This window comes from Streptomyces sp. NPDC028298 (assembly GCF_055565895.1).
Genome location: NZ_JBVHTL010000001.1, coordinates 1,404,507 through 1,418,371, shown reverse-complemented (window position 1 = coordinate 1,418,371; position 13,865 = coordinate 1,404,507). Strand labels below are relative to the sequence as shown.

Here is a 13,865-nt window from a genome sequence, read left to right as displayed (position 1 = left end):
AGCGGGGTACCTTCTGCACGTGTCCGAGGAGATGTCGAACGGCTTCCGAGATCCGTACCGGCGCAGCGTGTCCCGCGCTGGACAGGACGAGCCGACAATCGGTCACGGACCGGCCCGAGGACCGGTGTCGCCGCTGAACCCCAGCCGGGTCACGGGCACCGCACGGCCACGATGACCGCCCCCGCTGACGCGTCGGCCGCGTCGACGGACCGCCGTCCACCCCTGTCCCCCTGGCGGCGACGGGCAGCGGTCGGTGGCACCCTGATCGCCGCGTTCGGCGGGTTCGCGAGTTTCAACGTGCTGCTCTCGGCCATGCCGGCGTACGCGGTGCGGTCGGGTGCGGGACCCTCGGGCGCCGGTTCGCTGACCGCGGTCCTGATGACGGCCACGCTGGGCGTCCAGCCCTTCACCCCGGCGCTCTTCGCCCGGCTCGGACGACGGCTCGCCCTGGCATTGAGCGGCGCGCTGCTCGCGCTGCCCTGCCTGGCTCTGCCGGCCGCCTCGACACTCACCGCTTTGACCGGCCTCGCGGCTGTACGAGGGCTGGGCTTCGGCATCTTCGTCGTGGCCGGCGTCACCTTCACCGCGGAGCTGTTCCCGCCCGAGGAACGGGGGCGGGCGATCGGCTGGTACGGCGCGGTCGTCGGGGTCGCCGGTGTCCTGGGAGCGCCCGCGGGCATCGCTCTGGCCCGGCAGGACGCGTACACGCTCACCTTCGCGCTCGCGGCGGGCGCCGCCGCGCTGGTCGTGGTCGGCTCCTTCGGCTTCGCGCGGAGCCCGGCACCCGACCGCCCGGCCGGACCCCGGGCCGGCCGGGCACGGACCCTGCGCGAGACAGCGCTGTCGCTGCGCCCCATGGCCGGGCTCCTGGTGGTGGAGATCGCCTCCACCACGGCTTACGGCGTCGTCTTCACCTTCCTGCCACTGACCGCCCCGGCCGCGCCGGAGGCGTTGTTCGCCGCGCAGGTGTCCACCGTGCTCTTCCGGCTCGTCGCCGGGCGGTTCATCGACCGGCACGGCGGCCGGCGGGTACTGGCACCCGCGGTTCTCACCACCGTGCTCGGCACGGCCGTGGGCGCGGCCTCCCATCAGGAGGCTCTGCTGCTGGCCGGCGCCGTCCTGTTCGGAGCGGGCTTCGGCGCCACCCAGAGCGCCACCCTGGTGCTGATCATGCAGACGGCCGGCGACACACCCGCCGGTCTGGGGCTGGCGGGTGTCGCCTGGAACATCGCCTTCGACGCGGGCACGGGCGCAGGCTCGCTCGTGGGCGGGCCGCTGCTCTCCCTCGGCGGGCCGTCCGCCCTCTTCCCGGTGACGGCGGCCGTCCTGGGCGCGTGTCTTCTCGTGGAGCGGTGGAGAGCGCGCCCGCCCCGGCACGATTCCGCGGAGACATGAACGAGCTGTTTCCCGGCGTTGTCTATTGCAGCTCCATGAACTCCTCCGGATGTCCCCGGATTCACCGGCCGGCCGCCGCCGCGCGGTCGGCGCGGCCCGGCGTTCACGACAGCAGACGCGTGTGCGTGTTCGTGTCGCAGGGAGGTGCGCGGCTTCCCGGCTCGTGGTCGCCCGCGGTGAGCCGGGCGTAGCGATGTGTTCCGGTGTCGGTTCTCTGTGCAGAGAGGCGAAACGGAATCACTCCAGCCATTTTTCGGCCGAAGGATGCCCCTTGTACGCGTCGCCCCGGCGATTATCCGAAACCGCGTCCTTCGCTTTGCATCCAGCAACTCTCAGGGTGTTCAGGTCTGGCTGGAGACGGAGGGATGCAAGCGGGCCAAAAGGGGTGACGGGGTCGGTTTTCGATGCTTCGCCTCGGCCATGTCCATCGTGTACGTTCCGACTGCTCGCCGAGACGGACTGACCGGTTCTGGTCGGCGCAGCGCCCTCGAGAGGGGGCCGGACCGGCCAGTTCGCCGCCTCGGCCCGAAGGCCGTGCGGAACGGCGTGGCCGCTCGAGGACGGAACACCCACGGGGAAGGGGGAGGCGTGAAAGGCATGGACGCGCGACTCTCCGCGCGAGCTCGGAATGCGTGCCGCCGATGTACCGGGACGGCCTGAGCGCCGGCGGAAGACCGTACAGTCGCGAGAAATCCGTGAGCGGGGCTGCTGGACAGCGGCCGTTCACGTGGATGTCACGCGAATCCGGCCACGCACACCTTCAGTGAATTCCGCCACGGATCGCGCTCAGCCCTGTCCGCACTTTCCAGGGTGACGCGGCGACAGGAGGCGGTCGTGTCGGTGGCCCCCGTAATTGGGCCACGTCGGCACGAAGTCCAGGGGCTACGCGCTCGAATTGACGAATTCTAGGTTCGAAGGATGATGGCGAAAAAAACGCGTCCTCAGGAATTGTCTTTGTCGGACATGCTACGCGCGTCCACACGTCTCCAGCCCGACCGGACCGCCGTCTCCTGCGGCTCGGAGCGGCTGACGTTTCAGCAGCTCACCGACCGAAGTGAGGAATTGGCCGGGCATCTGCGGAACCTCGGCGTGACGAGGGACGACCAGGTCGGCGTCTTCATGGAGCCGTCCGTCGGCCTCATGGTGAGTGTCTGGGGGGTCCTGCACGCGGGCGCCGCCTACCTGCCGCTGTCGCCGGAGTACCCGGACGAGCGCGTGCGCTACATGATCGAGAACTCGGCAGCCGGCGTCATCCTGGCCGACGCGTCACTGGTGTCCCGGCTGGCGGCGATGGCGCCACCGAGGACGAGGATCGTCACCCTCGCCGACGCGCGGAACTCAGGCGCGTCCAGACCTGGGGTGCCGGCCGCCGGGGCGAGCGCGCTCGATCGTCCGCGAGCGGACGACCTCGCCTATGTCATCTACACCTCCGGGAGCACGGGCGACCCGAAGGGCATCGGCATCGAGCACCACAGCATCGTCAGCCAGATGCGCTGGCTCGCCGACGAACAGGGTCTGGACCGCAGCCGGAAGGTACTGCAGAAGACGCCCCTCAGTTTCGACGCGGCTCAGTGGGAGGTTCTCGCGCCGGCGTGTGGCAGCGGTGTGGTGATGAGCGAACCGGGCGGGTACGCCGATCCGGGCGGGCTCATCGACCTGATCGTGGCCCACGAGGTGACGACCCTCCAGGGGGTGCCGACCCTGCTGCAGGCGCTCGTCGACACCGGACGGCTGTCCGCGTGCACCTCCCTCACCCAGGTGTTCAGCGGTGGCGAGGCGCTCACCAAGAGCCTGGCGGTCGAACTCCTCGACGCCCTGCCGGACTGCGAACTGGTCAACCTCTACGGTCCGAGCGAGTGCACCATCAACGCGTCTGCCCACAAGGTCGACCGGGCGACCGTGCAGCAGGGGCCGGACCACATCTCCATCGGCCGTCCGGTGCGGGACCTGAGTTTCCACATCCTCGACCCCGCCCGGCAGCCTGTCGGCCGTGGGGAATCCGGTGAACTCCACATCGCGGGCCGGCAGCTCGCGCGCGGATACCTGAACCGCCCCGATCTGACCGCCGAACGGTTCCTGCCCAACCCCTTCTCCACGGACCCGCGGTCCGACCGCCTCTACCGCACCGGGGACCTGGCGCGATGGAACGACGACGGCACACTGCAATTCCTCGGCCGCGTCGACAGCCAGGTGAAACTGCGGGGCTTCCGGGTCGAGTTGGACGAGATCAAGGTGGCCGTCGAGGCGCACGCGTGGGTCAGGCGTGCCGCCGTACTGGTCCGCGACGACCCGCGGCTGGGCGCCAACCTCATCGCGTTCATCGAACTGGACTCCGAGCAGGCCGCTTTGATGGACCAGGGCAACCACGGAGCGCATCACCAGTCGAAGCGGAGCAAGCTGCAACTGCGGGCGCAGCTCGCCGGCCTGGGAGTCCGTCAGGACTCAGGCCTCCCGACCGTCGAGCTTCCGGGACGCGAGCCCTCGGTCCGGCAGCGGCGAGCGGTGTTCGCCCGCAAGACCTATCGGTTCTTCGAAGGCGGCGACGTCACCCGGGGGGACATCCTGGACCTGCTCGCCCCGCGCCCCGAGCGGCCGGTGGCCCCGCGGCGCCCGGACGAACTGACGCTGACCGAACTCGGCACCCTGCTGCGCTGGTTCGGCCGGTTCACCAGTGCCGAACGGCTGCTGCCGAAATACGGATACGCCTCGCCCGGCGCCCTCTACGCCACCCAGCTCCATCTGGAGCTCTCCGGCGTCGCGGGTCTCGAACCGGGCTTCCACTACTACAACCCCGTCACGCATCGGCTCTCGTTGATCGCTCCGGCCCCGGTCGGCGAGCCGAGGATGCGGGTCCACCTCATCGGGAGCAGGTCGGCGATAGAGCCGGTGTACCGCAACAACGTGCGTGAAGTCCTGCAGTTCGAGGCCGGCCACGTCGTCGGCCTGTTCGACCAGGTGTTACCCGAGTACGGCCTGCGGATCGGCATCCGCGCGGGAGGAGCGGCGGTCAAGGAGGTCCTGCGGTGCCCGGCCGAGGACCACCACCTGGCCACGTACGAGGTGGAGCCGGCCACCGCCCCGGCCGTCACGGGGCCGGTGGACACCTATGTGCAGGCTCATCCCGGCAGGGTCGTGGGGCTGAGAGGCGGTCAGTACCGCTACGTGAACGGCGACTTGCTGCCGGTGTCCGACGAACTGGTGCGCAAGCGGGACGTCATCGCCATCAACCAGGAGGTCTACGAGCGTTCCGGTTTCGGGATCAGCCTGATCGGCAGATCGCCCGAACCCTGGCAGCGCTACGTCGACCTCGGCCGTGAACTCCAGCGCCTGCAGATGAACGACATCGGCCTGGGACTGATGTCGTCCGGCTACAGCTCGGAGACCGGGAACGACCTTCCCTCGGCCCGGCGGATCACGGCCATCGCGGACCCGGGCCCGGGCCCGGACACGGCCTCCTACTTCGCCCTCGGCGGCCGGGTCAGCGAGGAGCAGCGCATCGCCGAGGACATGAAAGAGGATTCCGTCCACACGCGCGGACCGGCCGAGATCGTCAAGGACAACCTCGCCGCCTCCCTGCCCCCCTACATGGTGCCCAACAGGGTGACCGTGCTGGACTCCTTCCCGCTGACCGTCAACGGGAAGATCGATCACCAGACCCTGCGGGCCATGGACGAGGCGGCCATGGAGGACACCGACGCACCGGTCGTCCCGCCCCGCACCCCCACCGAGCAGGCGATCGGCGCCCTGTGGAGCGCGGTGCTGCGGCAGGAGAGAGTCTCGATCCGGGACGACTTCTTCGCCGCCGGGGGCCATTCGCTGACAGCGGTCAACCTGGTCGGCCGGATCAACAGGGAGCTGGGCAGTTCCCTGCCCCTCCAGGTGCTGTTCGACTCCCCGACGATCGCCGAGCTGGCCCGACGGGTCGACCGCGAGCCCACGACCACCTTGTCGAGACTGGTGCGGCTGGGCGGTGGGGACGGCCCGCGGCCCGTCTTCTGCTGGCCCGGACTCGGCGGCTACCCGATGAGCCTGCGGCTCCTGGCCGGAAGGCTGGAACAGGACAGGCCGTTCCTCGGTGTCCAGGCCCAGGGCGTCAACGCCGGTGAGGCCGCGTATCCGACGTTCGACGAGACCGTCGTCAGGGACATCGAACTCATCCGGCGCGTCCAGCCGACCGGTCCGTACACGCTGTGGGGCTATTCCTTCGGCGCCCGGCTCGCGTTCGAGGCGGCCCACCGGCTGGAGCGTGCGGGCGAACAGGTCGAGGAGGTGATCCTCATCGCGCCGGGGAAGCCGCCGGTGGAAGCCCGGGAAGGGGCGTCCACGGACACCGCGGCCGACTTCACCGACCCCACCTTCGTCTCGATCCTCTACTCGGTGTTCGCCGGAAACCTCGAACGGGCCGCCGTCGACGCGTGTCTGGCCGCGACGCGGGACGAGGAGTCCTTCGTCGAGTTCGTCTGCGGTCGATTCACCTACCTGGAAAGGGAGTTGGTGCGTCGGATCGTGCACGTGGTGCGCCGGACGTTCCCCTTCGAGTACGCGCCGCACGAGCTCGCCGAGCGCAGCCTCACGGCGCCGGTCACCGTGTTCACCGCCCGGGGCGACCAGGCCTCCTTCCTCGAAAGCGGCCGTCCGCCGACGCGGACGCCCCCCAGGATCGACCGCCTGGAGGCCGACCACTACGGCCTTCTCCGCGCCGGCGGAATCGACGAACTCGTCACCGCCCTCCAGTCCGCACGACTCACCAGAAAGGTCATCGGCGTGCCTCACGTCAACATCAAGCATTTCCCGAACAACCTCGAGGACCACCAGATCTCGGCCCTCGTCGAAGCGATCACCAGCGCGGTCCGGACCGCTTTCTCGGTCGACGAGGGCGCCGTGTCGATCGCCCTCGAACCCGTGGCGCAGGACGCGTGGAACGAGCGGGTGTACGTCCCGGAGATAACCGGGGGCACCGGCAAGCTGATCAAGGTCCCGAACTACTGAGCCCGGCCGCCACGATCGAGAGGCCATGGGGAACCAGGCCATGACACTCGGAGGACCGCATGCGTAGGACGATGGCCAGGGCGAGGGAAGACCTGTCCGTGATCGTCGCGCGAGACCCGTCGATCCACACCCGTGCGGAGGCACTGCTGCACCCCGCGCTCCCCGCGCTGTGGACCCACCGGCTGGCGCATGCCCTGTACATCCGTGGACACCGTCAGATCGCGCGCGTCCTGGCCTACGTGGCCCGCGCGGTGACCGGCGGCATCGAGATCCATCCGGGTGCGCGCATCGGCCGCCGCGTGTTCATCGACCACGGGGCCGCCGTGGTGGTCGGCGAGACCGCCGAGATCGGTGACGACGTGACGCTCTACCACCAGGTCACGCTCGGCGCGGTCGGCTGGTGGAGGGACGGCCGCCGCGACCCCGGGACCCGCCGGCACCCCGTCGTCGGCGACCGGGCGGTGCTCGGCACCAACGCCATCGTGCTGGGCCCGGTCACCATCGGCGCCGACGCGCTGGTCGGCGCCGGTTCGCTCGTGCTGGCCGACGTGCCGGCCGGCGCCCGCGTCATGGCTCCCCCGGCCGAGATCGTGATCCGGCCCTCCCCGGAGGACCGCGAGGACGCCGGCCGGCTGCTGCGCGCCCTCGCCACCCCCGGGTGCTGGTGACCGCCGGCCCGTCCCCCGTCCGTCGTATCCCAGCCGACCGTCTGTCGGCACGCCATCGGAGGCATACGTGATTCATGTCGGCGTTCTGGAGAGCAACCTCTCCGGCTCCGGCTTCGAGGGCCTGCAGATCATCAAGGAACTCGACTGCCGTGTCACCTTCTTCACCCGAGACCTCGACCGCTACCTCGAAGTGCCCGGCGGGCCGGCCTACTTCGACAACTACGTCGACGACATCGTCCACTGCGAGACGAACATCCTCGGCGAACTCCTGCCGCACGTGCACGCGGCCGGAGCCGAGCACCCCTTCGACGCGTTCCTGACCCTGGCCGAGTACGACGTGGTAGTGGCCGCAGAGGTGGCGGTCCTGCTCGGCCTCCCCACCGTCAGCGTCGACGGGGTCGCGACCGCACGCAACAAGGCGCTGATGCGCAGGCGTTGCGCCGAACTCGGGGTGCCGATGCCGGCCTTCCGGACGGTCCGGACCCCGGCCGAGGCGGAGTCGGCCGCGGCCGAGATCGGCCTGCCCGTCGTGGTGAAGCCGGCCGACGAGACCAGCAGCGCCGACGTCCGGCTGGTGGAGCGAGCGGGACAGGCCGCCGAGCACGTCCGGCTGATCCGTACGAGGGTGGAGAACACCCGGGGCCAGAGCCGCCATCCCGAGTTGATGGTCGAGGAGTACGTGAGCGGCCCCGAAGTCAGCGTCGAGGTACTGGCCGAGGGGGACCGGTACGAGGTGCTCGGGGTGACCGACAAGTCGGTCGGCGGTATCGGCTACTTCGTGGAGCTGGGCCACAGTTTCCCCTCCAGCCTGCCCGATCCGGTCGTACGCGCCTGCGGGGACCTGGCCGTGGCCGCGCTGCGCGCGGTCGGGTTCGACCTGGGCATGGCCCACGTCGAGATCAAGGTGACCCCCTCCGGGCCCAAGCTCATCGAGATCAACCCGCGTCCGGCGGGCGGCAAGATCACCTACCTGGTCGACCGTGCTCTCGGCATCCGCTCACTGGAGCTGGTGGCGGGGCAGTACCTGGGCCGGCCGCTGCCGGCCCGCGTCGTACCGGAACAGCCGGTCGCCGGGAGCGCCATCCGCTATCTGACGGCCCAGCCCGGCCGTGTGGTGTCCCTCGGCGGTCAGGACCGGGCCGCCGCACTGCCCGGCGTGGAGGAGGTCGTCCTCAAGGTGAAGCCGGGCGACGAGGTGCGGGAGCTGCGCCGCAACGGCGACCGGGCCGGGCATGTGCTGGTCGTGGCCGAGACCGCGCAACTCGCCGCGCGGACCGCGGAGGCCGCCGCCAAGGAGATCGGCATCCGCACCGAGCCGGTCGCCAGGCGCCCGGTCGCGGACTCGCTCATCGAACTGATCGGCGGTACACCCCTGTTGCGGCTGCCGCTGGACCGGATCCTGGACGGTCTGCCCGGCGACACCACCGTGCTGGCGAAGCTGGAACTGTTCAATCCGTGGTCCAGCAGCAAGGACCGGGCCGCGCTGTCGATGCTGCGCGGTGCCGAGGAGCGCGGACAGCTCACCCCGGGCGACGGCACCGTGGTCGAGGCGACCTCGGGCAACACCGGGATCTCCCTGGCCGCGCTGGCAGCGGCCCGCGGCTACCGCTGCGTCATCGTGCTGCCGGACAACGCGACCCAGGAACGGGTGGCCATCCTGCTGGCGCTCGGTGCCGAGGTGGTGCGCACACCGCACACCGGCGGCTACCAGGCGGCGGTCGACAAGGCCGAGGAGATCCACCGGGCCACCCCCGGGTCGTGGTTCTGCCGCCAGCACGACAACCCGGACAACACCCGGGCCCACTACACGTCGACCGGCCCGGAGATCTGGTCCGACACCGAGGGACGGATCGACGTTCTCGTCAGCGGGGTCGGCACCGGCGGCACGCTCAGCGGCGCGGGCCGCTATCTCCGCGAACGGCACCCCGCCGTCCGTATCGTGGCGGTGGAACCGGCCGGCTCACCGCTGCTGTCCGGTGGGGAGCCCGGCACCCACGGCATCCCCGGGTTCAACGGCGGCTTCGTGGCGCCGACCACGGAACGGGAACTCATCGACGAGGTCATCGCCGTCTCCGACTCCGACGCGCTGGACACCACCCGGCGGCTCGCCCTGCGCGCGGGCCTCATGGTCGGCGTCTCGGCCGGGGCCGTGGTCCACGCCTCCGCGGTCGTGGCCTCCCGTGCCGAGAACCGGGGCAAACACATCGTGACCCTGCTGCCCGACACGGGCGAGCGGTATCTGAGCCTGCTGGGCAGCACGGCCGAACTCGCGGCGGCGGGGGCCGCGGGCGGGGGCGGTGTCCGATGACAGGCGGCCGGCCCCCGGGCGAACGGCCCCGCCTGCTGATGGTGATGCCGTACCGCCAGTTCGTACGCAAGGCACAGGCGGCGGGGTTCTGGGTCGGTGCGGTCTGGGACCCGCGCCTGGAGTCACCGGAGTACCTCGACGACGTACGCGAACTGGCGGACCTGTACGTCACGGCCGACTTCCGGGACGAGGAGGCGCTGCGCGGCACCATCCGCTCGGTCGCACGGGAGCACCACGCGTCGCTGATCTATCACCTCGGCCGGGAGGAGAGCATGGTGGCCGCCTACGAGGTGGCCGAGGAACTGCGCGCCGAACTCAATCCGGCCGCGGCGATCCGCGTTCTCGCCGACAAGCACGCCATGCGGGACCTGCTCGCGGCGCGCGGACTGTCCCCGGTGGCCTTCGCCGCCGCGCCGACCCGCCGCGAGGTGGCGGACGCGGTCCGGCGGATCGGCTATCCCGCGGTGGTCAAACCGTCCGCGCTCGCCGGCAGCCGGGGTGTCTTCCTGTGGCGCGAACCGGCCGACCAGGTGCCCTGGACGGCACTCCTCGACCGCTACGGCTACGACGGCCCGTTCCTCGTCGAGGAGTACCTGCGCGGTCCCGAGTACAGCGTGGAGACGCTCAGCCGGAACGGCCGCCACCACGTCCTGGGCATCACCGAGAAGCTGCTGGGTCCACCGCCGCTGTTCGTGGAGGTGGGGCACGTCCACCCGGCACCGCTGCCCCGGGAGCGGCGGCAGGCCGTCGAGGACCTGACCGAGGAGTTCCTCACGGCCTGCGGATACCGGTTCGGACCCGCGCACACCGAGGTGATCTGGACACCGCGGGGCCCGCGCATCGTCGAGTCGCAGGCCCGGCTCGGCGGTGACCGGATCCCGCGACTCGTCGAGCTGGCCACCGGCCTCGACGTCGAACAGGCCGTCTTCGCCGCCCTGGCGGGCACCCCCGTCCGACCGCCGAAGGCGACGGCGGCGGCGGCCGTACGGTTCTTCACCTTCCCGCCCGGCCGTGTCGACGAGATCCACGGTCCGGACACGGTCGGCGGGCTCGACCACGTCGACGAGCTGAGCATCCGTCTGCGCCCCGGCGACAACGTGCCGGAGGTCCGCGACTCCAAGAGCAGACACGGGCACGTCCTCGTCTCCGGAGCCTCACCCGAGGAGGCACAGGCACGCTGCGCGGACGCGCTCGCCGCGATCGAGATCGTCGTCGACGGTACGCCCGTGCGGGCCGACGGCCGGACCGGTGTCCTCGAAACACCCGCCTGAGTGCCATCGGCCGTTCCTCCCCCCACCCCTGAAGAAAGGCAGTCCCATGCAGTGGTCCGTCCCAACAACCAGGAGGTCACCGTGACCGCCCCCGACACGGACGCCCAAGTGCTGTTCGTCGGCTACAACGCGGCCTACCTGCGCGCGATCGACGGGAGGGTCCCCAGCGGGTCCGTCGTGGTGATCGAGGAGCCCGACATCATCCGCAAGCGTGACCTGCGGGACGCCGCGGCGGGTTTCGACTGCCTGGACCGGATCGTCCCGGCGAGTTACCAGCAGTCGGCCGAAGCGCTCGACCTGGCGGTCGAACTGTCGGCGGCGCGGCCGGTGGCCGCCGTCGTCCCCGCGCTGGAGTACGCGGTGCCGGCCGCGGCGGCGCTGGCCGCCAAGCTCGGCCTGCCGGGAGCCACCGAGAGAGCCGCGCAGGCATTGCGAGACAAGATCCGGCTGCGCGAGGCGGCGGCCGCCGGCGGTGTCCGCAACCCGCGCTGGCGGGAGGTGCACGGACCCGGGGACATCCTCGACTTCGCCGGTGACGGGCCGGTGGTGGTCAAACCGGCGAACCGGCAGGCGAGCGTCGGAGTGCAGGTGCTGGACTCGGTCGACGCCACCACCGCGGCCGAGGTCTGGCAGCGGACCTCGTCGGCGGCCGAGTACGAGCAGGTGCCCGACCGGCCGCTGGTCTGGCGATTCCTCGCCGAAGAACGGCTGGAGGGACCCGAGTTCAGTGTCGAGGCGCTGGTACGGGACGGAGAGATCGTCTTCGAGAACGTCACCGCCAAGACCGTCATCCCGGGCCCGTACCCGGTCGAGCTCGGCCATCTGCTGCCCGCACAGCTCGACCAGGACACCCGGGCCGCGTTCGGGACGGCCCTGAGGGCACTGGTCGCCGCGCTCGGATTCGGCACCGGCATCCTGCACGCCGAGTGGATCCTCACGCCGTCCGGTCCGACGCTGGTCGAATGCGCCGGCCGCTGCCCCGGCGACCATCTGATCGACCTCATCGACCTGGCCTACGACACCACGATCAGGCTGGACCTCATCGAGCTGCTGGCCGGCCGGCCGGTCGAGCTGCCCCGGTCCCCGCGGCGCACCTCGTCGATCCGCTTCCTGGCCGCCGAGCCGGGCACGGTGACGCGGGTCGCCGGGGTGGACACGGCGAAGGCCCTGCCCGGCGTACACGCCGTGGAGGTGGATGCCGAGGCGGGTCAGGAGGTACGGCCCTGGGCGTCCTCCTGGGACCGCGCCGGGCACGTCATCGCCACCGGGCCGGACGCCGACACCGCACGCCGGCACGTCCTGGACGCCGTCGCCGCCGTCCGTATCGCAACCGAGTGAGGGATCACATGTCTGCTCTGTGGCAGCGCGTCCGCGGACTGCGCGGGGCCGTGCCCGGCGGCCCGGTGGGAACCCGGCTGGCGGTGATGGCGATGATCGACGCGGTGGGGACCGGAGCGTTCCTGGCAGTGTCCGTGCCGTTCGTCACCAGGGCGGTCCACCTGTCCGAGCGCAACCTCGGCTTCGGCCTGGGGCTGTCCGCCGCCGTCGCCCTGGGCACGGCGATCCCGATCGGGATCCTGGCCGACCGCATCGGCCCGAAGAAGGTCCTGGTCGGAGTGAGCCTGTGGCGCGCCGCCTGCTTCGTGGTGTACCCGTTCGTCCAGAACCTGTGGCAGTTCCTGACCGTGGTGTGCCTGCTCGGCCTCGTCGACAAAGCGGCGGCACCGATGGAGCAGGCCCTGGTCGGACAGGCGGTGCCGACCACGGAACGGGTCAAGGTCGTCGCGATCCTCCGGTCGATGCGCAACGTCGGCTTCACCGTCGGCGCCCTGCTGGGCGGTGTCGGACTGCTGATCGACACCCGGGCCGGATACACCGCGATCCTGCTGCTCAACGCCGCCTCGTTCGCCGTGCTCGCGGCCCTGGCGTCCCGGCTGCCCTTGCTCAACGCTCCGACGGCGAACCTCCGCCGGAGGTTCTCCGTCAGCGTGCTGCGCGACGGATCGTTCCTGTCGTACGCCGGGATCAACGCCATCCTCACCATGCACATGACTCTGCTGAGCATCGGGATACCGCTGTGGATCGTGGGACACACGGATGTCCCGGCCGCGCTGATCTCCCCGCTCGTCGCGGTCAACACCGTGCTGGCGGTGCTCCTGCAGGTGCGGGCGAGCCGGGGGACCGACGACATCCCGGGCGCGGCACGGGCCCTGGTGCGCGCCGGCATCTCGCTCGCGGCGTGCTGCCTGCTGCTCGTCACGGCCCCGGGCCTGCCGGTCGTGCTCGCCGTCGGGGCGCTGCTGCTGGCCATGATCGCCCTGACGGGCGGCGAGCTGTGGCAGTCCGCCGGAGGCTGGGGCGGCTCCTATCTGCTCGCCGTGCCCGGCCAGGAAGGCGTCTACCTCTCGGTCTTTTGGCTCGGTGTGGCCGTGCAGCAGATCGCGGCACCGATCCTGGTCGGCCTGATCGTCACGGTCGGCACCGCGGGGTGGATCGCGCTGGCCGCGCTGTTCGCGGCGAGCGGCCTCGTGGCTCCCGTGATCGGCCGGTGGGCAATGGCGGAGGCGGCGAAGCGGCCGGAGCGGGACCCGAGTCTCGCCGAGGCCACCTGAGCCCTCCGCGCTGGCCGGCCCGGTGGACGAGCCGTTCGTACGAGCCGGAAGTACGGGCCCGGGAGTACGAGCCGGATCACACGGACCGGTTTCTGAGAACACCCTGAATCGACACCACCTGAATCGACAATATCCAAGGAGAGAAATGTCTGTTCCGCTGTATGTTCCGCCGGGCGGGGGAGAGTTCGTCGACATCCGGGACACGAAAAGGACGTATCTGAAGCTCACCACACCCGATTCCGACGGGGAGTTCGGATTCTTCGAGCATCACATGGCTCCCGAGGCCAGTGGAGCCAGTCCGCATGTGCACAAGAAGTCCACGGAGATGTTCTACGTGGTGCGCGGTGAGATCGAGTTCACCATCGGCGACCGGAAAGTGGTGGGTGAGCCCGGCGCGTTCGCCTACATACCCAAGGGTGAGCCGCACGGTTTCACGAACCGGGGCAAGGAGGATGCCACCCTGCTGATCATGTTCTATCCGATCTACGACCGCGAGGACTACTTCCGCGGTCTGGGACGTCTCACGGCCGACGGGCGCAACCCGAGCCTGGAGGAATTGCAGGAACACATGGCGAAGTACGACCAGTTCATGGTCTGATCCGCCTGATCGTCCACACGGGAA

At 70.7% G+C, this 13,865-nt stretch carries 8 protein-coding genes and 1 pseudogene; all 9 read left to right on the top strand.

The genetic code is table 11. The features are described 5' to 3' along the window. Positions 1-171 precede the first annotated feature (171 nt). The 9 genes and pseudogenes from ACZ4TO_RS06270 to ACZ4TO_RS06230 all read left to right on the top strand — a co-directional run bounded on the left by ACZ4TO_RS06270 (position 172) and on the right by ACZ4TO_RS06230 (position 13,841). A complete protein-coding gene (locus ACZ4TO_RS06270) occupies positions 172-1,395 on the top strand; it encodes an MFS transporter (protein ID WP_382788211.1) in 1,224 nt (407 codons plus the stop codon). A 963-nt stretch (positions 1,396-2,358) separates the two neighbouring features. Continuing rightward, positions 2,359-6,384 carry an amino acid adenylation domain-containing protein gene (locus ACZ4TO_RS06265; RefSeq protein ID WP_468023559.1) on the top strand — a complete coding sequence of 1,342 codons (4,026 nt, stop codon included), beginning with the start codon at positions 2,359-2,361 and terminating at the stop codon, positions 6,382-6,384. Between the two features lie 59 nt (positions 6,385-6,443). Next, positions 6,444-7,052 (top strand): serine O-acetyltransferase EpsC, encoded by a 609-nt coding sequence (gene epsC / locus ACZ4TO_RS06260; RefSeq protein ID WP_382788206.1) that lies wholly within the window; start codon positions 6,444-6,446, stop codon positions 7,050-7,052. 67 nt (positions 7,053-7,119) lie between these two features. Further along, positions 7,120-8,004, top strand: a pseudogene (locus ACZ4TO_RS06255) (ATP-grasp domain-containing protein); the annotation flags it as partial. A gap of 57 nt (positions 8,005-8,061) precedes the next feature. Continuing rightward, positions 8,062-9,360 carry a cysteine synthase gene (locus ACZ4TO_RS06250; protein WP_468023795.1) on the top strand — a complete coding sequence of 433 codons (1,299 nt, stop codon included), beginning with the start codon at positions 8,062-8,064 and terminating at the stop codon, positions 9,358-9,360. Further along, a complete protein-coding gene (locus ACZ4TO_RS06245) occupies positions 9,357-10,631 on the top strand; it encodes an ATP-grasp domain-containing protein (protein WP_468023558.1) in 1,275 nt (424 codons plus the stop codon). The genes ACZ4TO_RS06250 and ACZ4TO_RS06245 overlap by 4 nt, the downstream gene beginning before the upstream one ends. Positions 10,632-10,712: 81 nt before the next feature. Next, positions 10,713-11,969, top strand: coding sequence for an ATP-grasp domain-containing protein (locus ACZ4TO_RS06240; protein WP_382788202.1), 1,257 nt, complete (start codon positions 10,713-10,715; stop codon positions 11,967-11,969). Between the two features lie 8 nt (positions 11,970-11,977). Next, positions 11,978-13,243 (top strand): MFS transporter, encoded by a 1,266-nt coding sequence (locus tag ACZ4TO_RS06235; RefSeq protein WP_382788200.1) that lies wholly within the window; start codon positions 11,978-11,980, stop codon positions 13,241-13,243. A 145-nt stretch (positions 13,244-13,388) separates the two neighbouring features. After that, entirely contained in the window at positions 13,389-13,841 is a 453-nt protein-coding gene (locus ACZ4TO_RS06230; protein WP_382788198.1) for a cupin domain-containing protein, read from the top strand. Positions 13,842-13,865: the final 24 nt, after the last annotated feature.